This is a genomic window from Flavobacteriales bacterium, assembly GCA_019694795.1.
Taxonomy (GTDB): domain Bacteria; phylum Bacteroidota; class Bacteroidia; order Flavobacteriales_D; family UBA2798; genus UBA2798.
Genome location: JAIBBF010000017.1, coordinates 26,959 through 48,449, shown reverse-complemented (window position 1 = coordinate 48,449; position 21,491 = coordinate 26,959). Strand labels below are relative to the sequence as shown.

The window sequence follows — 21,491 nt, the reverse complement described above, 5'->3', positions numbered from 1 at the left end:
GCTGCGTTTCCTCTGTGGCAAGGCCTTGGTACTAATTTTGTTATTAAGCCTCAAAACTACGCAATTTAATATTCGGTGATGATGAAAAACAACCTTGAACATGCCATTTCGAAACGGATGAATGCCTGGTTTCTTGTGTGGCTGGCTTGTTTTTTTGCCATTACGCAGGTTCAGGCAAGCCTGGGCGATTCATTGGGCATCCGCACTGTGGTGATTGATCCGGGTCACGGTGGTAAAGATCCCGGCTGTTTGGGTAAATTCTCGCACGAGGCCGATGTGGCGCTTTCCATTTCCCTGAAGCTGGGTAAAATGATTAAAACCTATTTCGGCGATGATGTGAAAGTGATTTACACCCGCACCGAAGATAAGTTTGTAGAACTGGCAGAACGCGCCCGCATTGCCAATCGCAATAAAGCCGATTTATTCATTTGCATTCACGCCAATGCGTCGGCCAATACGGGATCGAAGGGCACAGAAACCTATGTGCTCGGTTTGCACAAGAGTGAAGCCCAGCTGAAAGTGGCCCAGCGCGAGAATGAAGTAATCATGGTGGAAGATAATTACCAGACCAAATACCAGAATTTTAACGTAAAAGATCCGGATGCCTATATCGGTATCACCATCATGGCCAGTGCATTTCTCGATCAGAGCATGGCCTTTGCGGCAGGTATTCAGAATTATGTGGACGGCACTCCCAATGTGATCAATCGCGGTGTTAAACAGGCCGGATTTCTTGTGCTTCACCAGGTGAACATGCCCAGCGTATTGGTAGAAACCGGATTCCTGACCAATCCGGAAGAAGAAAAAGTTCTCAACAGTGAGGAGGACCAGTTCAATATTGCCAAAGCCATTTTTAAAGCCTTTGTCGATTACAAAAATTCGGTAGACATCGCCAATGGCGTGAAGGTAAAAGAACGCGGAAATCCCGATGAAATCATCAGCGGAAAAAAGACGAACACCGTGGTGAAAAAAGAAGAAGTGAAGACGGAACAGCCTGAAAACAAAGAGAAAGACCAGGTAAAAAAAGAAGAAATCAAGAAGGAAGAAAACAAAGAAAACACCGTGGTGAAGGGTCCGCTTTCGGCTTATCCCTATAGCGAGGAAAAGGTGGTGTTTAAAGTGCAAATCCGTACATCATCCAAACCCATTGAGAACAATCCGCAGAATTTTCCGGGATTGGAAACTGTTGATTACTATCAATCGGACGGTTTATATAAATATACTTACGGAAAAAGTAATAATTTTGACGAGGCAAAAAAGTGGGAGAGCGAGGTTCGGGAAAAGGGATACAAGGGCGCATTTGTCATTGCATTTCTAAACGGACAACGGATCGATATCCACAAAGCCAAAGAAATGGCCAACCAATAAAACCTCGTTTTGAAACTCAGTAAGGAAGTTAAAGTAGGTGCCGTAGTTGTAGCAGCTATTGCATTTCTCATCTATGGGGTGAACTACCTCAAGGGAATTGATTTGTTTAAACACGGACGACAGTACTATGTGATATACGACGACCTGGCCGGACTGGCATCTGCGAGTCCCGTGCAATACCAGGGATTAAAAGTGGGTCAGGTAGTAGAAACAGAACTCATCAAAGATTCCAAAACGGGCCGGCTTCGGATGTTGGTTACTTTCATCATCGATAACGACATGCTGGATTTCCCGAAGAATAGTCGCGCCAAACTCATTTCTGCCGATTTATTCGGAACCCGCGCCATTCAGATTTTACCCGGCGAAGGAAAAGAATTTGCCATGGACGGCGATACCCTAATTTCGGAAGAGGATATGTCGCTCGCTTCGAAAGTGGATGCGCAAATTGCTCCGATCAAACAAAAAGCAGAAAACCTGATGGGCTCCATCGATACCATGGTCTCGGTAGTATCCCGCGTACTGGGCGACAATTCCGACGATCTCGAAGCGAGTATCGAAAGTTTTAAATTATCGCTGCGCAACTTAAAATCCATCACCGATAAACTCAATGTGATGATGGATAATGAAAGCGGAAAAGTTTCTGCTATTCTTTCCAAACTCGAATCCATCACCGGAAATATTCAGAAGAACAATCACTCCATCGATCAAACCCTCGACAATGTGGCGGTGATTACGGATAGTCTCGCTAAATCGGATTTAGCCGGTACCGTGCGCAACCTGAACAAAACCGTAACCGACCTCAATGGCATTTTATCGCAAGTGAACCAGGGTGAAGGAACCTTGGGTAAACTCGTATCGAGCGATAGCTTGTACATGGCATTGGTGTCGACCAACGATCAGCTGAATCGTTTATTGGAAAATATTAAAGAACATCCGAACCGTTACCTGCATTTCTCTGTTATAGGAAGAAAAGAGAAGGGTATAAAACTGGATGCCCAGGAAGAAAAGAAACTGAAAGAAATTCTGAATAAGTAATGCATATTACAGTAGAAAACATCGCCTTTATTCTATTGCTGATTTCAGCTACGGTATTATTCACGTTGAAAGTCCGCCAGATCATTGCGGCCATTCGTATCGGTCACCCCCTCGATCGCAGCGATCGCAAAGAAGAGCGCTGGAAAACGATGTTGCTGGTGGCGGTAGGTCAGAAAAAAATGTTGAGCCGACCCGTACCTGCGCTTCTGCACTTATGTGTTTACGTCGGTTTCATCATCATCAACATTGAACTTTTAGAAATCCTGATCGACGGTGCTACCGGTACACATCGTGTATTGTCCTTCATGGGTTCGCTGTATAATTTTCTCATTGCCTCTTTCGAAATATTAGCCACCCTGGTGATCATTGCCTGTGCGGTATTCCTCATTCGCCGTAACGTGATTAAGGTTGCGCGTTTTCACTACCGTGAAATGACCAAATTCCCGAAGAGCGATGCCAACCTCATTCTGATTTCAGAAATTTTAATGATGAGTGCATTCCTCTTCATGGATGCCTCCGACAGTATTTTGCAAAGCAGGAATGTGAGTCACTACCACGAAGCCGGTATGTTTCCTGTTTCGTCGCTGCTGGTACCAATGTTAAGCGGACTCGGCGATGGGGCTTTAATCATGATTGAACGTGCCTGCTGGTGGTTCCACATCATTGGTATTTTTGCCTTGTTGAATTACTTGCCTTATTCCAAGCATTTCCACATTGTGCTGGCTTTCCCCAATGTATTTTTCTCCAACCTGAATCCGAAAGGTAAATTCAATAACCTCGAAAGCGTTACCAACGAAGTAAAGCTGATGTTCGACCCCAACGCTAATCCTTATGCCGCACCGGCTGAGGGAGCAGGGGAGCCGAAGCGTTTCGGAGCTAAAGACGTTACGGATCTCACCTGGAAACAATTGCTCGACGCCTATACCTGTACCGAGTGCGGACGCTGTTCTTCGTCCTGCCCGGCCAACCAGACCGGTAAATTGCTCTCTCCGCGAAAAATTATGATGGATACCCGCGACCGTTTGGAGGAAGTTGCAGCAAATGGCAGGAAATTTGGTAAGGAACATAACGACGGTAAATCGTTATTGGGAGATTACATCAGTGCAGAAGAAGTGTGGGCCTGTACCTCGTGCAATGCATGCGTGCAGGAATGTCCGGTGAACATCGATCCCCTTTCGATCATCGTTGATCTGCGGAGATACCTGGTTATGGAAGAATCCAAAGCCCCTGCTGAACTCACCGGTATGTTTACCAATATTGAGAACAACGGAGCACCATGGCAGTTTTCGCCTGCAGATCGATTGAACTGGGCAAATGAAAACTAACCAAATAAAAACCAATCGTATGAAAAGTAAATTATTATTTCTGTTTTTCGTCTTCGCAGCTTTCGCTGTTAAAGCACAAACGCCACAAGTAAGCGGCGTAACCGTAAAATTCAAAGATTGCAAGGACACCCTGTTCGCTGGTTACAACAATGTTATTTCCGTTAAATCGAAAATGAACACCGGAACCTACCGCGTTGTTTTTGATGCAGCCCGTATTTCGCAGGTACCTAATACCACCGATTTCAATGTGCAGGTTCCATCACAACTTTCGGGTCAGACCATTGATCTGATCATTTACAGCACCGATGGAAGAACAGAAAAAGAAGTAGCGCGCAAAAAAGTAAAAGTAGTAACACCAACTGCCGCTCAAATCACGCAATACCATTTACAATAATCAATGCATAACGACTCTCAACTGATTTCATTAGAGGAGAACGGGAAACATCTGAGTCCCGTTCTTCCTTCTCACATTAAAAATTACCTCATCGATATCGATGGAACCATTTGCGACGACATTCCCAATGAAGAACCATGGAGAATGAAAGACGCTGCTTTATATCCTGAAGCGCTGATTACGTTAAACAAATGGTACGATGAAGGTCACATCATCACCTTTTTCACTTCGCGCACCGAAGAACACCGCGAGGTAACCGAAAACTGGTTGCAACAGAACGGATTTAAATACCACGCTTTGCTGATGGGTAAACCACGTGGAGGAAATTATCACTGGATCGATAATCACATGGTGCGTGCTACACGTTACGAAGGAAGATTTACCGATTTAATCGAGAAAGAAGTTACCATTCAGGTTTTCGAAAAATAAGCGATCATGAGCAATGCTTTGAATGTAAAAACAATGGCCGATTACATGGCTTCGGGAGAATCTCCGGAAGTGTTGTTTTGGGTAGGATGTGCAGGAAGTTTCGACGACCGCGCTAAAAAAATCACCAAGGCTTTGGTGAAAATATTAAATGGCGCCAATGTAAAATTTGCTGTATTGGGCACCGAAGAAACCTGCACCGGCGATCCGGCCAAACGTGCCGGAAATGAATTTTTATTTCAGATGCAGGCCATGCAAAATATTCAGGTGCTAAATGCGTATGAAGTGAAAAAAATTGTGACGGCTTGTCCGCATTGTTTTAACACCCTCAAAAACGAATACCCCGAACTGGGCGGCAATTATGAAGTGATGCACCATACACAATTCGTGCAATCGCTTATTAATGAAGGTCGACTAAAAATTAAAGGCGGCGGTGAGTTTAAAGGAAAGAAAATTACTTTTCACGATCCCTGTTATCTCGGTCGCGCCAACGACGAATACGAAGCTCCGCGTGAACTCATTGCCAAACTCGATGTAGAGCTCGTAGAAATGAAGCGTTGCAAACAAAAAGGATTTTGTTGCGGTGCTGGCGGTGCGCAAATGTTTAAAGAAGCCGAACACGGAAATAAGGAAGTCAACATCGAACGCACCGAAGAAGCGTTATCGCTACAGCCAAATGTAATTGCAACGGGTTGTCCGTTTTGCAATACCATGATGACCGACGGTGTGAAGAATTTCAACAAGGAAAAAGAAATTCAGGTTTTAGATATTGCCGAATTAATTGCCAACGCAGCAGATTTATAAAATGGCCGACTGGAAAAATTTACCCGATGATAGTCGCGTTTGGATTTACCAGGCCGATCGTTTATTGACCGATGCTGAGGTTGCGCACATTCAAAACGCAGCGAAACAATTTGTAGAGGGATGGTCCACCCACGGCACACCTTTACAAGCGGATATCGACATCATTGATCATTTATTTTTAATGGTGATGGTGGATGAACATCATGCTTCTGCTTCGGGTTGTTCCATTGATAAAAGTGTGGCATTTGTCCGCGCCATGGAGAACGATTTAAAACTTTCGTTTATGGATCGTATGAAAGTGGCAGTTGAAATAAATTCAGGAATTGAATTAGTATCCCTTCATGCACTTTCCGATTTAAAACAAGCCGGAAAAATCACGGATCATACCTTAGTGCATAATCCTTTGGTTAAGGATAAAAAAGAATTTTTAGCCGGATTTAAATTACCGATTTCAGAAAGCTGGCACAAGCAGTTTTTAAACTGAGGATTTTTTCCCGCCTTTTAATTTCCCTTTTAAAATCGATTCGATTTCTTTCCATTCCAGTGTTAAATCGAAGGTCCCCATTGCATAAGGTGCAATTTCGTATTGGTTGTAGAAAAATAAAATTCCTTTTTCGGTGACCTCAAAATTCGCCGCCAGCGGAAAATCTTCTTCTCCAAAATCGAATCCCGCTTCGGAACAATCGCCTTTGGTTTCTTTGCAGAATTCCGCTTTAAATTTTTCCTGCGCAATGGATCTCAACTGTGCGGTATCGCTTACAAGATCCTCTAAGGTCACCATTTTCCCGGTCGATTTATAAACACTGATCATAGCTACATCCGAATTGGGATGTGCACCTCCGAAATAGGTATAGGCAGAAACCGATAAGGAAATGATTTCCGTATCCTGAAAGTCGATGGAAGCTACGCATTCCATTTCCCAGGACTGCATATATTCCGGATCGTATTCCATTTCATTCAGAAAATTATGGATGAGTTTATCGCCTGCTTCATTTAAATTTCCGGCTGCATTTTGTCCGCTCATCTCAATCATTGTTTTTTCCTGCCAGGCATTCAGCGCATCGTCGATTACTTTATTACCGGAAATAAACTTCAGTGTTTGAAATGAAACCTGAATGCAATTTCCAGCTTTGCAGTCGCCCTCCGATTTTTCTACCATAGCTTTTTCCCACAAGAGCGTATCAGCCGTTGAGGTTTGACGTGTATCGGTAGCATTTTCTTTCGTTGGCGATTCGTTTCCGCAAGAGGAAAAGAACAAGGCAAAAACTGGTAGAGCGAGTGTGCTTAAATAGCGGTTAATCTTTTTCATCTTCGAGATGGAATTTGTGCATGAAGCGATGTACAACTGGAGCTAAGAGGATGGTCATGGTAGTTAAAAACGCAACACCGCTGAACAAGGCATAAAAGCTGGCGAATAATTTGGAGGCATCATTGGGCATCGGATCAACGGGACCCATACCGGTCAGGATCATGCTCGAATTCAATAAAGCATCTATCCAACCTAATCCCGCAATGAAATGATAACCGATCATTCCAATGAGAAGAGAAATAAAAACGATGACAGCGGACCACAGAAAATTTCTGATGATCCGCTGTACATATTGTGAACGGGAAAGAAGTGGTTTCTTCTTGTGTTCGAACATATCAGAAGCAATATTTATTGGCTTCAATTAATTTAGCCGCTACATTTCTGCGCGCTTCTTTGGCATTAAACGAATCAATTTTGGTGAAGCGTTTTAATCCCATTAACATCATACGAAGTTCATCACCTTCTGCAAAACTGTTGATGGCTTCTTTACCGTTTTTATTGATACGATCGGCAGCATCATTAATATAACAACGCGCAATATCAATATACACCGCAGCATCGGATTCGCCTTTCATGCTTGCAATTTTTTCGGCACGCAGTAAGGTACTTTCAGCAACGTAAGTGTCAATAATCATATCTGCAATATTGATCAGCACTTCCTGTTCTTTAGCGAGGTTGTTCATGAGCTTTTGTGCTGCTGCTCCTGCTACCATTAACACGGCTTTTTTAAACTGACGCACATATTTTTTCTGTTTCGAAAATGCAGTTTCTTCTTCAGAAGAGAAATCGGGAATCGACATCAGTTCCTGTGCTACTTTCATAGCGGGACCCATCAAATCCAATTCACCTTTCATCGCTTTACGAAGTAACATATCTACAATCAACATACGGTTGATTTCATTGGTTCCTTCGAAAATACGGTTGATGCGTGAATCGCGGTAAGCACGGTCCATCGGTGCTTCTGCAGAATATCCCATTCCGCCGTAAATTTGTACACCTTCATCCACTACATAATCGAGCGCTTCCGATCCTGCCACTTTTAAAATGGCAGCTTCAGCAGCAAATTGTTCTACACCTTTCAGAATGGCTTTTTCTTTTTCCATTCCACCGGCTTTTAAAGCATCAATAGCATCTTCTACATTTTGCGAGCAGCGATAGGTTGCAGATTCTGCAGCAAAAGCACGAATCACCTGTTCGCCCAATTTGTGGCGGATGGCTCCGTATTTGGAAATGGGTCTTCCGAATTGCTGACGTTCATTGGCGTATTGCACCGATTTGGTGATGGCTTCTTTAGCGCCACCCAATGCAGCACCGGCTAATTTAATACGACCAATATTTAAAATATTGAGCGCAATCTTAAATCCATTCTGGCGCTCCGATAACATGTTTTCTACCGGGACTTTCACATTATTGAAAAAGATTTGTCGGGTCGACGATCCTTTAATTCCCATTTTCTTTTCTTCGGGATTAAACGAAATTCCTTCCCAGCTTCTTTCAACAATAAATGCAGAAAGATTTTCATCGTTATCAATTTTTGCAAAAACGGTAAATACATCTGCAAATCCACCATTGGTGATCCACATTTTTTGTCCGTTCAGCGTATAATTTTTTCCATCGGCATCCAGTACCGCTTTTGTTTTTCCGCTATTAGCATCAGATCCTGATCCGGGTTCGGTTAAGCAATAAGCTGCTTTCCATTCTCCGCTGGCCAGTTTGGGAATGTATTTTTGTTTTTGTGTTTCGTTTCCGTAATACAGAATAGGTAAAGTTCCGATTCCAACATGCGCAGCTAAGGCAACAGCGAAGGAATGTCCCGCCCCGGTAACCTCAGTGGTTAGCATTCCCGTAACGAAATCTTTTCCGAATCCGCCGTATTCTTCCGGCACGGTAATTCCGAGCATTCCTAATTCTGCTGCTTTGTTCAGCAATTCCACCATTAAACCTTCTTCCTGATGGTCGATACGTTCCAGGTTCGGAAATACTTCCTGCTCCAGAAAATCTCTGCAGGTTTGGGCAATCATTTTTTGTTCTTCATTCCATTCTTCGGGAATGAAAATGTCCTTGGCTTCGGTTTCGCGGATTAAAAATTCTCCACCTTTAATTGGATTACTCATGAATCGGTTATTTAGATGTTCGTATACTTCGTGATTTATAACATTTCAAAAATTCCGGCAGCGCCTTGTCCCGTACCCACGCACATGGTCACCATTCCGTATTTCTGATTTCTTCTTTTTAATTCATTAAATAATTGCACGGAAAGTTTTGCTCCCGAACAACCGAGGGGGTGACCCAATGCAATAGCGCCACCGTTGACGTTGATGATTTCCGGATTCAAATCGAGCTCGCGCACAACGGCGAGTGATTGCGATGCAAAGGCTTCGTTCAATTCAAACAACGAAATATCATTTTTCGATAATCCTGCTAATTGCAATGCTTTGGGTATAGCGGCAACGGGACCAATTCCCATAATGCGTGGTGGTACTCCTGCAGCTGCGTAGCTTACAAGGCGGGCGATGGGTTGTAAACCCAATTCTTTTACCATGCGTTCACTCATAACCATTACAAATGCTGCTCCATCCGAAGTTTGAGAGGAATTACCTGCAGTTACAAATCCACCATTGGCAAAAACCGGTTTCAGATTCGCCAGCGATTCGAGCGAGGTGTCGGCACGTGGTCCTTCATCAGTATCCACAATGTATTCCTTCACCTTTTTCTTCATATCCGCATCCAGGTAATTTTCTTTTACTTTAACAGGGACAATCTCATTCTTGAATTTACCGCTTTTTATCGCTTCTAAGGCCTTCATGTGCGAACGATACGCAAACGCATCCTGATCCTCGCGCGACACCTTATATTCCTTCGCAACGGCTTCTGCGGTTAAGCCCATTCCCCAATACCAGTCGGGATGTTCTTTCGATACTTCCGGATTAGGAACAACACGCCATCCTCCCATAGGGATAAGGCTCATGCTCTCGCTACCGCCTGCAATGATGCAATCGGCCAATCCGGATTTAATTTTTGCAGTGGCAATGGCAATCGTTTCAAGTCCCGATGCACAATAACGATTCACGGTCATTCCCGGAACTTTTTCGGTGTCGAGTCCCATAAGCGAAATAAATCGTCCCATGTTCAATCCCTGTTCCGATTCAGGCATAGCGTTACCAACAATTACATCATCGATACGTTCTTTGTCAACCATCGGTAATTGCTCCATCATGTGACGGATAACGGTAGCGGCGAGATCATCGGGACGTGTAAACCGGAACCCGCCTCTTCCGGCCTTTCCAACTGCAGTTCGGTATGCGGATACTATATATGCTTCCATAGTTTATTTTGGTTGTTGATTTGAGTTCATTTTCATTTTTTTTTCTCTTTTTCGATTAAGAAATTCAATCTTTTCAGAAGGACTTAACGTTGAAGTAATAAATACCCAGGTATCCGAAATCAGTTGCAATACTTCTTCAGCACTTTTTTTACTAAAGTCTTCTAAATGCCTGGGGTCAATATTATATTCAAATTCCATCCTGATTCTTTTTGTTTTTTAATTCCATTAATTGTTCAATGTCTTTTTTATCCTGCATTCTGTTGGCATACTTTTTTAATTCAATTAATTCATTAGATAAAAACCTGTTTTTCCTATTTGTCTATGCACCCTTTTTGAGCTAATTTTTTCATAGCTTACAGGTACATCGACCAATACATCAATATTCATTTTATTTCTGGTTGTATTAAAGAAACCAAATGCAATTAGGTTTTTGTCTTTAATCAAATCTGATATGGATTCTTTTTCAATAAGTTGATTTAAGGAAAAAGGTAGAATAGACTGATAACCTAGTTCATTCATGGTCTTTTCAAATTGCAATAGATTTTGTTTTTCCATTTCTATAATCAAATCAATGTCGAACGTCATACGTGGAATTCCATAAAGAGCCACGGCTAAGCCTCCACAGATAACGTAATTAACTTTGTTCTTTTCGAGTTGGGAAAATAATTCTTCAAAATCCATGTTAATTCCTTAATACTTTACCACCGGTAAGAATACTTTGCATTCGTTCCAGTGTTTTCTTTTCTCCGCATAATTTTAAAAATGCACGGCGTTCCAAATCGAGCAGGTATTGTTCCGAAACCATGGACGGTACCGATAAATCTCCACCTGATAACACGGTTCCTAATTCAATGGAAATTTTATGATCGTGTTCGCTCATGTAATTTCCGCTCAGCATGGAGTGTGCACCTACATTCACAATGCCTAATGCGGAATTTCCTAATACGCGGACATCATTTCGTTGCGCCGGTTTGGTGTATCCTTTATCGGCAAGTGAAACACAAACTTCCTTAGCATAACTTAATTGGTAAGCGCGACTAACAATCACTTCATCGATGCCTGGACGCAGATATCCTAATTCAAATGCTTCGTAAGCAGAAGTTGAAACTTTTGCCTGACCAATGGTGAGGAAGCGGTTTCTGAATTGATTGATTTCAACATCACCTTCGTGAAGTTCATCGCTTAAGCGAACCGCAAATTCTTTGGTTCCTCCACCACCGGGAATTACACCAACACCAAATTCTACGAGTCCCATATACGTCTCTGCATGCGCAATCACTTTATCGGCATGCAAACACATTTCACATCCGCCACCAAGTACCAGGTTATGCGGAGCAACAACTACCGGAATGGAAGAGTAGCGAACACGCATCATGGTATTTTGGAAAGCACGGATAGCAAAATCAAGTTCATCCCATTCTTGTTCAACCGCAAGCATAAATACCATTCCCAGATTTGCACCGGCAGAGAAATTTTCACCGTCGTTGGAAATGACTAGTCCGCGATAACTTTTTTCTGCGAGATCAATGGCTTTGTTTATTCCTTCGATGACTTCACCGCCAATGGTATTCATTTTGGTGTGGAATTCAATATTTAAAATTCCGTCTCCCAAATCGGTGATGGTAGTGCCGCTGTTTTTCCAAATGGTATTGGACGAACGAATGGTAGAAAGTGAAATTAAACTTTCGGTACCTGGAATTACTTTATAGGATTTAGATGGAATATCGAAGTATTTGCGTGCACCGTTTTCAATTTTATAAAACGAAGTAGCACCGGAAGCAATCATTTCATCAATCCAGCCCGCATAGGAAACACCGGCAGCCTTCATAGCAGAAGCTGCAGTGCTGAGTCCAACACAATCCCAAATTTCGAAGGGACCTTGCGACCATCCGAATCCGGCTTTCATGGCATCGTCTACTTTGTAGATTTCATCAGAAATTTCGGGGATGCGGAATGAAACATAACTGAATAAACCGGAAAAACTTTTTCTGTAAAACTCACCCGCTTTATCTTTTCCGGCAAACAAAAATGGAATACGTTGTTCGAGTGCATCAATTTGCTTCGCTCCTTCGAGGGTTGCAAACTTCACTTTGTTTTGAGCGCGGTATTCGAGTGTTTTTAAATCGAGTGCAAGAATTTCGCTTTTGCCGTTTTCTCCTTTTACTTTTTTGTAAAATCCTTGTTTGGTTTTATCACCCAGCCATTTGTTCTCATTCATTTTGGCCACATAGGCAGGTAATTTAAATAAAGCATTCGCTTCATCCTGTTTGCAGTTTTGTTCCAGTCCATTGGCAACATGCACCAAGGTATCCAATCCAACTACATCACAGGTGCGGAAGGTAGCGGATTTGGGTCGACCTAAAACGGGTCCGGTTAATTTATCGACTTCCTCCACGCTGAGTCCCATTTCTTCCACCAGGTGAAACAAGGCCATGATTCCATATACACCAATACGGTTCGCAATAAATGCAGGAGTGTCTTTACAAAGCACAGTTGTTTTACCCAGATTTCTGCTTCCGAATTCCATCAGAAAATCGATGATGGAAGGATCGGTAGAAGGGGTTGGAATAATTTCCAGTAATTTCAGATAACGGGGTGGATTAAAAAAGTGTGTTCCGCAGAAATGTTTTTTAAAATCATCACTTCTTCCTTCGAGCATCATGTGAATAGGAATACCCGAAGTATTGGTTGAAATTAAAGTTCCAGGTGTGCGGTATTTTTCCACATTGGTAAATACCTGGTGTTTGATATCCAGACGCTCCACTACGGCTTCGATGATCCAATCGCATTGCGCAATTTTCGGCATATCATCATCAAAGTTTCCGGTTTTAACGCGACTAATAAATTTTTTGGAATAAATCGGAGAAGGATTGGATTTGAGGGTCGACTGCAAAGCAGCGTTTACAATCCGGTTTCTCACGGCAGGATGTTCGAGTGTGAGTCCTTTTTTACTTTCCTCTTCCGATAATTCGCGTGGAACAATATCGAGGAGTAAGACTTCGCAGCCGATGTTGGCAAAGTGACAAGCAATACGTGATCCCATAATTCCCGATCCGAGTACTGCAACTTTTTTAATGTGACGCATACAATGTGCTGTTGTTGGTTCTTATTGTTTTTTACCGAATAAATGTTCGGGTGTTTCTTCTTCTAAAATATGATTGAGATGCTCCATCACGTCGAAAAAATGCTGGAGTTTGGTTTTCGAAATACGATCGCCGATATATTCATTAAAACGAATCACTGCCTGTTTCGAAATCTCTCTTTTTTTTCTGCCCAGTTCCGTTAAATGAATGCGCACCATTCGCTTATCACTTTTATCACTCTTGCGCATAATTAATCCATCCTCTTCCATGGCTTTGAGGGTCCGCGTTAAACTGCGGGGTTCCATTCCCATTTTCGGACCCAGCTTGGTGGAGGGTGTTCCACTGCGCTGATCGATGTTGAGCAGGACGTAACCGGTGGACATGCTCAAATCGTGTTTTTCAGCTTGTCCATTATACAAGCGCGCGATACTGTGCCAGGCCCAGCGGATATGAAAATCGATTGTTTCTTCAGGCTTCATTTCAGTCAAATATAGCAGAATATTTATTATGCATGCATACTAAATAAAAAAAATGACCAAAATTTAAAGCTGAAATTATTTCAGGTTAAAATCGATTTTGCTCTTGACCACGCCGTTGATTATCAATTCAATACTGTGTTTGCCACTGTAATGTTTTCGCGTGCTGAAGTCTTTGAGCCACTGCGATTTACTAATGGAGAGGGATTCGCCGCCGGATAATTCTGTTTTTCGGATGAGGAAGGTTTTCGGACTGGTTTTTCCGTTGGCCTTCACGTAGTGCATGCGGTATTCGAGGCGGAAAGAATGTTTTTTCTTATCGCTGTTTTTTATGCTTATGCGGAAGGACATCTGTTCTCCAATGGAATAGCTTTTTTTATTCAGCGAAAATGATTCTATGGCCACATTGTTTTTATCGTGGTGACCAAATAACTGAAGCGCCTCCTGATTTCCTTTTTTGAGCAATGTCCTTAATGCATGTTTAACCACCCAATCGGCCGATTTGGATTGTCCTTTCCATTTTTTGCAGAGTGTAAGTACCAGTTGCGGATGATCTTTACTGATATCATTTAGATTATTGGCTACACTGCGGTAGACATAATCTTCCGGATCATTTTTTAAATTTTCGAGAATGGGAAGAACAGGAGAGGGGTCTTTTTTTAACGCAGGAATTGCCATGGCCCAGGGGAGTCGCGGACGGGATCCTTCACTGGCTAAGCGGCGGACATGATAATTTTTGCTTTTCGACCATTCCATCATTCGTTTTAGGGTAAGTTCAGGGTAATGGAGCAGAAAGGGACGAATGGCAAATTCGGAAGAGGAAAATGGAGTGAAAAATTCAAGCGCATCGAGCGATAAATCCGGATGTGCTTGTCCGTATACCTCCACAAAATCCGGAAATACCATTCCGAATAATCCATTAAACTGCGATGCTGATTTTTTTAGTACCGTCAATTGTTGTTGATAGGGAATATCCAAACACTCTCCCAATGTTGTGGAGATTTTTCGCATGCGTTGTTTCAGTTCAAGCTCTTTCCATTGTTTGTCGAGCACTTTTTTTTCGAATGCCTTTACATCGAATTCACGCGCATTTAACGCAATGGATTTTCCCAATTGCTTTACCAGTCCGGCCGAAAATAAATCTTTGAGTGCTGAGGGCATATTAAAAGTATTGGTCACCAATATAAAAAAACTATGTAGATTCACTTAGATTTACAGCATTGAAAGTCGACGTCATTATACCCGCCTACAACGAAGAATCTTCCATAGCTCTTGTGCTTCGGGATATTCCCCGTTCCCTGGTGAGGGAAATTGTGGTGGTGGATAACCGTTCTACGGATCAAACGGCAGCAAGGAGTCGGGAACAAGGAGCTACGGTGTTGCGTGAAGAGGAACGTGGTTACGGTGCTGCTTGTTTAAAAGGCATTGCCTATCTCGCTGCTAAAACGGATTCTCCCGATATAGTGGTTTTTCTCGATGCCGATTATTCCGATCATCCCACTGAATTGGATCAATTAATTCAACCCATTCTCAATGGAGATGCGAAAATGGTGATTGGTTCACGCGTGAAAAAATTCAGGGAAAAAGGTTCCATGACGCCTCAGCAGGTTTTTGGCAATTGGCTGGCCACTTTCTTAATGCGGAAAATTTATCGCGTTAAATACACTGATTTGGGTCCTTTCCGTGCAATCGATTTTAATACCTTAAAGCAAATTGGAATGGTGGACCGGAATTATGGCTGGACGGTTGAAATGCAGATTAAAGTAGCCAAACAAAAAATTCCTTTTCAGGAGGTGGAAGTCCATTACCGAAAACGAATTGGTGTTTCCAAAGTGAGTGGCACCGTGAAAGGGACCATAATGGCCGGATATAAAATCATTAAAACCATTTTAAAATACCGTTGATGGAATTAATTCCGGTTTTCATTTATGGTTTGTTTCTGACCTTTATTTTACTCTACAGTATCGTCGAGTTGTATTTGGTCATTCGTTTTGCATTCCGGAAACAGGTGAAGTCATTCCCCGATCCGGTAGAATGGCCCATGGTTACCATACAGCTACCCTTATACAATGAAAAATACGTCGCCGAGCGCTTGTTGCGTCAGGTTGCTGCTATGGATTATCCAAAAGATAAACTGGAAATTCAACTGCTGGATGATTCCACGGATGAAACGGTGGAACTGATGCGTGCATTAAGTGAAGAATTCCGGGAAATGGGATTTTTGATAACCCATCTGCAACGTGAAAACAGAATTGGATATAAAGCAGGAGCCTTGGCTTATGGATTATCCCTGGCGAAAGGTGAATTCATTGCCATTTTTGATGCCGACTTTTTACCGCCGGTCGATTTTCTGAAAAAGAGTATTCCCTTTTTTCAACAGGAAAATGTAGGCGTGGTTCAGGGGAGGTGGGGACATCTCAATAAAAATTATTCGCTCTTAACCCGACTGCAGGCTTTTGCGCTGGATGCTCATTTTTCCATTGAGCAGAACGGCAGAAACGCGGGTAATCATTTTATTAATTTCAACGGTACCGCAGGAGTTTGGCGAAAGGAATGCATCGAAAAAAGCGGAGGTTGGCAAAGTGATACGCTCACCGAAGATTTAGATCTCAGCTACAGGGCACAGTTATGCGGATGGAAATTTATTTATCGCAATGAACTGGATTGTCCTGCCGAATTACCTCCTGAAATGAATGCTTTAAATGCACAGCAATTCAGATGGTCGAAAGGCGCTGCCGAATGTGCAAGGAAAAATCTTGGAAAGGTGTTGCGTAATAAAGAGATTTCATTAGGGACAAAAGTTATTTCGGTTTTTCATTTGCTCAACAGTTTTTTATTCATCTGTGTTTTCGCCATTGGTGTTTTAAGTATCCCTGTTATTTTAATCGTTCATCATTATCCTGAACATCAATCGGTGTATTCCTGGATGTTTATTTATTATTTCGGATTGTTCTTTATTTCCGTTTTTTATCTGGTTTCCGAATTGTCTATTTCCAAACAGAAAGTAAAATCGCTGTTTCAGTTTTTGTATTTGTTTCCCTTGTTTTTATCTGTATCACTGGGCATGAGTCTTTACAACGCGCTTGGGGTAGTGGAAGGTTATCTCGGTAAAAAATCGGCTTTTGTCCGTACGCCTAAATTTGGAATACGGGGGAATAGCGGGAAGTGGACCGGTTCTGCTTACCGCCTCCATCATATTCCACTGATCGTTTGGCTGGAAGGATTATTTATGCTGGTGTTTGGGGCCGGATTTCTGATGTCGCTATGCCTGCAAAATTATTTATCCCTTCCTTTTTTCCTGATGCTTTGCTTTGGTTTTGCCTTTGTATTTTTCACTTCGGTGATTCATTATTCCCGCAAATAATTCCCTTTTTATTTTTCGGACTCTATTTTCTTCTATTTTTACTTCATGCTTTTCGGTTTTACCCTGCTTTATCTTTTGTTAACGGTGGCCATTGGTTTTGTAGCCACTCGATGGATTCGTTCGAGTTCCGATTTCGTGCAGGCGGGTAGAAGTTTGCCTCCTTTTTTTAATGCCACGGCCTTATTTGCATTGTGGTTTGGTTCGGAAACCGTTTTTGGCGCTTCCTCCGAATTTTTGCAACATGGATTAATCGGAACCATCGAAGATCCATTTGGTGGGGTATTATGTCTTTTACTTTTTGCAGTGTTTTTCGTTCGTAAACTTTATCGGCTCAATTTGCTCACCATTGGCGATTTATTCCGTAAACACTTCGGAGAAAAAGTCGAAATCGTTTCTTCTTTTTTTATGCTTATCACATTTTTCGGTTACATCGCAGCGCAGCTGATTGCTCTGGGTTTAATTTTAAAATCGGTATTATCGGTTAGCGGACTCGATGTAAACCTTTCCTTTCTCATTGTGTGTTGTGCTGTTTTGGTGACCTTTTACACTTTCATCGGAGGAATGTGGGCGGTGTCCATCACCGATTTTATTCAAAGTATTTTTATTGTGGCGGGAATGCTGATTCTTTGTTTTTTCCTGGTATCGGAAGCCGGTGGATGGGAGAAAATTATTCATGAAGCACCAGCTGATACATTTACCTTTTTTCCGGAAAACAACGGATTGGGTTGGTCGAACTGGATCGCCATGTGGTTAACATTGGGATTAGGCTCACTGGCTTCTCAGGATATTTTTCAACGGGTAAACTCTGCGCGATCCGAACGGGCAGCTGTAAGTTCTACTTATATCGGCGCAGGATTATATCTCGTTTTTGCCATGCTTCCATTGTTTATTGCTTTAGCTGCGAGAGTAATGTATCCCAATGAAAATTATGAAGAAACGCAGGAGGTCATTCCGCGTTTGGTGATCATGCATACACCGGTCTTCGTTCAGGTTTTCTTTTTCGGATCATTGTTAAGTGCTGTGCTTTCAACATGCAGTGGCGCACTTTTGGCACCTGCAAGTATCTTGTCCGAAAACCTGATTAAACCATTGAGTAAAAAAGAATATTCCGACAAAGAATTTTTAGCATTGGTGCGTTGGAGTATTGTTATTATGTCGGTTATTTCTACTGTTCTTGCTCTGGGTGGTAACGATATTTTCGAATTGGTAAGTATGAGTTCCGTATTGGGAATTGTTTCTTTGCTGGTACCGATGGTTGCCGCTTTGTATTGGGAAAAATCCTCAGCCACCGGAGCCATGGTTTCCATGTTTTCGGGAATGATTACCTATTTGATTTTATATTTTATTGTTGATCCCGAACTGGAACCTTTTCTTCCGGCTTTAGGTGTTTCTATATTGGGAATGGTAATCGGGACCTACCTTCAACCTTCATCGACTAAAAGCGAATTACACGTATGAAGACTACAGGTATTCCATCTTTTCAAACACCATTAATCATTCGCACCCGGTTCGCTGCAATTGCTTTGTTGTTGAGCTGTGTTTTTAATGTTGCGTTTAATTGGGTCGACTACCAATTCATGTCCTCACTCGCCGATGCTCCTCCTGCTACGTATCAGGATATGGTTAAATTAAAAGCGGAAAATGGGTGGTGGACCCAAATGTTCAACCTCTATGCCTTTTTTACCATTCTGGCCATTGTAGCTGTTTGCTTATGGTTCTACAGAGCCAATGATAATCTCTGGCTACATTTCGATGATTTGGAATTTAAACCATCCTGGGCTGTGGGATGGTTTTTTGTACCGGTAGCTTGTTTTTATATTCCGCTTCGTGTAATGCGCGAAATTTTTTCCCGCAGTTTACAATTGGATCGTCGTGAAATTTATGATGATCCCCGAATTTTAGCCTGGTGGTTGTTTTACTGGTTGCCGACATTGTTTTCCATTATCATCGGATTTCGTGCTCCACAGGAAGAATCTTCGCAGATTTATTTTTTAATCGAGAATTCCTGGCAGGGACCCGTTTTTGCGTTGCTGTTATTTGTCCCTGCAGTTTTACTTTTTCTCATAATGAGAGATGTCACCCGCATGCAGGATAACAATTTGAAACAACATTGATTATTTACCTATGACCTCAAAGGTCTGACTAATCCGTTTTCCGTTATTGTCGATCAACGTAAGTTGATGTTTTCCCAATGCAGGACTCAACTCCATCTGATGAATTCCGGAAGTAGTCCCCAGAAAATCTTCGTCGAGATGCCAGTATATTTCAGCATTCGGATCGCGGTGGGTTACTTCAAACACTGTTTTACCAATGGAACCATCAATCCCAACCGGAATAAAAATTTTACTCGGTTTTTTCGGATATAGAATTTCCATTTGCAATTCTTCCGACTGCTCCATGCAATCGGTTCGAAATGGAGGAATTTCTTTATAGGTGGGATTTCTGCTTTTGTAATAATATTCCATCACCGGTGGCAATACAAAACGCGATTCGTTTACCATTTCAGAAGGATCCATGCAATCGCTGGTGACACGAAATTTTTTCTGCGGGTCTAAATGTAAAATCTGGTGATACGGACAAACCGTAGTGTTCAGGGAGGACAATGGAATCCATGTGGTATCTATCGGTGAACACAACGGAGAAGCACGATGTCCGCTTAATCTGCAAATCGCAGTTTTTTGCATATCGTCATAAGGAACGCGAAACCAACCTGCATTCGGTAAACGAGAAAAAACATCGAATAAAATGGGAGCCGCAGCTTGTACGCCCACTAAGCCGGGTCGACCCTCACCATCTGCATTTCCTGCCCAAACCGCTACAACGTATTTCGGATTTACACCAACGGCCCAGGCATCTCTGAATCCAAAACTGGTTCCTGTTTTCCATGCGATCCGGCGTGCATTCGAAAAATTTTGCCATTGTGCTTCATCTTCCGGACGAGCAACTTCTATCATCGCCTGAAAGGTGAAATACACCGAGGCAGGATTCAAAATAGGCTCTTCCACTTGAAATTCCGCTTGCAACTGATTGAATTTTTCGGAGTGGAAAAAATGTGGACGCGCATTTAAATCTTTTTTGAATTCCGGATATTCATTCAGCGTTCTCGCCATCATGGCATAAATATGAGCCAGATCCCATAGTGATGTCTCTGCACCTCCAAGCACGAGTGATAAACCATAATGCGAAGAAGGAAAATACAAAGTCTGCATTCCAAGTTTTTTCAGCAGATAATGAAATTTTGGAATACCAAATTGTTGCAACATCCGAACGGCAGGAACATTTAGCGAACGCGATAAGGCACGATTAGCAGGAACTGCTCCATCGTAACGTTGATTATAATTTTTAGGTGAATAACCGGAAATATGTGTGGGCACATCGGGAAATAACATAGTGGGTGTTATCAATCCGTCATTGAGCATTCCGGCATATAACAACGGTTTTAAAATGGAACCGGAACTTCGCGGTGCGGGAATAATATCTACATCACTACCGTGTTCCGGATCATCGTTTTCTACATTTCCGATATACGCAACCACATCACCGGTGGTGACATCCACTACCAGACAAGCGGCATTGTATATTTCATCATCCATTAAACGCTGATGATGTTGTTCAAGAATTTTTGTGATCTGTTCCTGTAATTTTCCATCGATGGTGGTATAAATCCGTTGACCTTTATAACCCGATGAAATTAAGCGATCCATTAAATGCGGAGCCAATTGCGGAAGATCGGGTGGCGATTGTGGCAATGGTTCCGCCAATGAAGTGATGAGGGTTGTCGAATCAATTTCTCCAATTTCAAATAAGCGATTCAATACACGATCGCGTTTCGCTTTAAGTTTTGCCTGATTTTTTCCGGGGAAAATATGACTTGGTGCATTGGGTAATACGGCCAGGGTTGCCGATTCTGCCCAACTCAATTCATTGGGTGTTCTTCCATAATAGCGCCAGGCTGCAGCATCGAGTCCCACCACATTCCCTCCCATAGGTGCATTGGATGCATACAATGCAAGAATTTCATTTTTGGAATAGGACCATTCCATGCGTGTAGCTAAAATCATTTCTACACTTTTTTCGTAAAACGTTCTTCCTTTTCCTTTGCGCATTAACCGCACCACTTGCATGGTGATGGTGCTTCCTCCACTTACCACTTTTCCTGCCGAAAAATTTTGTTTCACGGCACGTGCAATCGCGCTTGGACTCACTCCCCAATGGGAATAGAAAGTGCGATCCTCGAATTGAACAATCGATTTTGCAAAACGCTCCGGCACTTCCGGATTATGCGGAAAACGCCATTGACCATCTTCGGCGATTCGTGCTCCAAGGATATCCCCGTTTTTATCATACAAAACCGTAGAGGTGGGGTCGCTAAAAAGTTCCGCCGGAAGACAGTTATAATACCAGACGGATAAAATCAGCACAATAGCCGAAAGCAGGTATTTGTACCTTTTCATCCACCTCCAGGTGCCCGATATCCATCTGCGTATCATTTTCAGGATAAATATAAGCCGGCTTCAATCAAATTCCCAAGTATTCGAAAAAACGAAAACAGTTTCTTACTTTGTGTAGCCTTTTGGCAATT

Annotated in this window: 21 protein-coding genes; 11 read left to right on the top strand and 10 right to left on the bottom strand. The window is 42.5% G+C overall.

Going from position 1 to position 21,491, the window contains the following annotated elements; all coding sequences use genetic code 11:
* The first annotated feature begins 81 nt into the window (after nt 1–81).
* The 7 genes from K1X56_07440 to K1X56_07410 are packed head-to-tail and all read left to right on the top strand — an operon-like array spanning nt 82 to nt 5,836.
* Nucleotides 82–1,368 (top strand): N-acetylmuramoyl-L-alanine amidase, encoded by a 1,287-nt coding sequence (locus K1X56_07440; GenBank protein ID MBX7094535.1) that lies wholly within the window; start codon nt 82–84, stop codon nt 1,366–1,368.
* Between the two features lie 9 nt (nt 1,369–1,377).
* Nucleotides 1,378–2,403 carry an MlaD family protein gene (locus K1X56_07435; GenBank protein MBX7094534.1) on the top strand — a complete coding sequence of 342 codons (1,026 nt, stop codon included), beginning with the start codon at nt 1,378–1,380 and terminating at the stop codon, nt 2,401–2,403.
* Entirely contained in the window at nt 2,403–3,728 is a 1,326-nt protein-coding gene (locus K1X56_07430; protein MBX7094533.1) for a (Fe-S)-binding protein, read from the top strand. Before K1X56_07435 ends, K1X56_07430 begins: the two co-directional genes overlap by 1 nt.
* A 19-nt stretch (nt 3,729–3,747) precedes the next feature.
* Entirely contained in the window at nt 3,748–4,122 is a 375-nt protein-coding gene (locus K1X56_07425) for a hypothetical protein (GenBank protein ID MBX7094532.1), read from the top strand.
* Nucleotides 4,123–4,125: 3 nt separating this feature from the next.
* Nucleotides 4,126–4,551: a phosphoheptose isomerase gene (locus K1X56_07420; protein MBX7094531.1), complete on the top strand. Its 426-nt coding sequence runs from the start codon at nt 4,126–4,128 to the stop codon at nt 4,549–4,551.
* Between the two features lie 6 nt (nt 4,552–4,557).
* Complete coding sequence (locus tag K1X56_07415; protein ID MBX7094530.1) at nt 4,558–5,352, top strand: (Fe-S)-binding protein; 795 nt, start codon at nt 4,558–4,560, stop codon at nt 5,350–5,352.
* A gap of 1 nt (nt 5,353) precedes the next feature.
* A complete protein-coding gene (locus K1X56_07410; GenBank protein MBX7094529.1) occupies nt 5,354–5,836 on the top strand; it encodes an ABC transporter ATPase in 483 nt (160 codons plus the stop codon).
* Here the strand turns inward: K1X56_07410 and K1X56_07405 are convergent.
* From K1X56_07405 to K1X56_07365, 9 genes are all read right to left on the bottom strand, one after another.
* Nucleotides 5,828–6,661, bottom strand: coding sequence for a DUF3298 and DUF4163 domain-containing protein (locus K1X56_07405; protein MBX7094528.1), 834 nt, complete (start codon nt 6,659–6,661; stop codon nt 5,828–5,830). The two genes, K1X56_07410 and K1X56_07405, sit on opposite strands and share 9 nt — an antisense overlap.
* Nucleotides 6,648–6,995: a hypothetical protein gene (locus tag K1X56_07400; GenBank protein MBX7094527.1), complete on the bottom strand. Its 348-nt coding sequence runs from the start codon at nt 6,993–6,995 to the stop codon at nt 6,648–6,650. The genes K1X56_07405 and K1X56_07400 overlap by 14 nt, the downstream gene beginning before the upstream one ends.
* A 1-nt stretch (nt 6,996) precedes the next feature.
* On the bottom strand, nt 6,997–8,775 hold the full coding sequence (locus K1X56_07395) for an acyl-CoA dehydrogenase family protein (protein ID MBX7094526.1): 1,779 nt from the start codon (nt 8,773–8,775) through the stop codon (nt 6,997–6,999).
* A gap of 35 nt (nt 8,776–8,810) precedes the next feature.
* Entirely contained in the window at nt 8,811–9,986 is a 1,176-nt protein-coding gene (locus K1X56_07390) for an acetyl-CoA C-acyltransferase (GenBank protein MBX7094525.1), read from the bottom strand.
* Nucleotides 9,987–9,989: 3 nt separating this feature from the next.
* On the bottom strand, nt 9,990–10,184 hold the full coding sequence (locus K1X56_07385) for a hypothetical protein (protein MBX7094524.1): 195 nt from the start codon (nt 10,182–10,184) through the stop codon (nt 9,990–9,992).
* An 84-nt stretch (nt 10,185–10,268) separates the two neighbouring features.
* Nucleotides 10,269–10,667 (bottom strand): hypothetical protein, encoded by a 399-nt coding sequence (locus K1X56_07380; GenBank protein MBX7094523.1) that lies wholly within the window; start codon nt 10,665–10,667, stop codon nt 10,269–10,271.
* A 1-nt stretch (nt 10,668) separates the two neighbouring features.
* Complete coding sequence (locus K1X56_07375) at nt 10,669–13,071, bottom strand: enoyl-CoA hydratase/isomerase family protein (GenBank protein ID MBX7094522.1); 2,403 nt, start codon at nt 13,069–13,071, stop codon at nt 10,669–10,671.
* A gap of 21 nt (nt 13,072–13,092) precedes the next feature.
* A complete protein-coding gene (locus K1X56_07370) occupies nt 13,093–13,548 on the bottom strand; it encodes a MarR family transcriptional regulator (GenBank protein ID MBX7094521.1) in 456 nt (151 codons plus the stop codon).
* Nucleotides 13,549–13,623: 75 nt separating this feature from the next.
* On the bottom strand, nt 13,624–14,706 hold the full coding sequence (locus K1X56_07365) for a DNA alkylation repair protein (protein MBX7094520.1): 1,083 nt from the start codon (nt 14,704–14,706) through the stop codon (nt 13,624–13,626).
* Between the two features lie 59 nt (nt 14,707–14,765).
* On the opposite strand from K1X56_07365, the gene K1X56_07360 reads away from it, so the two are divergent.
* Genes K1X56_07360 through K1X56_07345 form a run of 4 tightly spaced genes read left to right on the top strand, consistent with a single transcriptional unit; the run spans nt 14,766 to nt 19,023 of the window.
* Nucleotides 14,766–15,449, top strand: coding sequence for a glycosyltransferase family 2 protein (locus tag K1X56_07360; GenBank protein MBX7094519.1), 684 nt, complete (start codon nt 14,766–14,768; stop codon nt 15,447–15,449).
* Complete coding sequence (locus K1X56_07355; protein MBX7094518.1) at nt 15,449–16,909, top strand: glycosyltransferase family 2 protein; 1,461 nt, start codon at nt 15,449–15,451, stop codon at nt 16,907–16,909. The genes K1X56_07360 and K1X56_07355 overlap by 1 nt, the downstream gene beginning before the upstream one ends.
* Nucleotides 16,910–16,954: 45 nt before the next feature.
* Nucleotides 16,955–18,367 carry a sodium:solute symporter family protein gene (locus K1X56_07350; GenBank protein ID MBX7094517.1) on the top strand — a complete coding sequence of 471 codons (1,413 nt, stop codon included), beginning with the start codon at nt 16,955–16,957 and terminating at the stop codon, nt 18,365–18,367.
* Complete coding sequence (locus K1X56_07345) at nt 18,364–19,023, top strand: DUF4328 domain-containing protein (GenBank protein ID MBX7094516.1); 660 nt, start codon at nt 18,364–18,366, stop codon at nt 19,021–19,023. The genes K1X56_07350 and K1X56_07345 overlap by 4 nt, the downstream gene beginning before the upstream one ends.
* Here the strand turns inward: K1X56_07345 and pbpC are convergent, their stop codons facing one another.
* On the bottom strand, nt 19,024–21,399 hold the full coding sequence (pbpC, locus tag K1X56_07340; protein MBX7094515.1) for a penicillin-binding protein 1C: 2,376 nt from the start codon (nt 21,397–21,399) through the stop codon (nt 19,024–19,026).
* Nucleotides 21,400–21,491 lie beyond the last annotated feature (92 nt).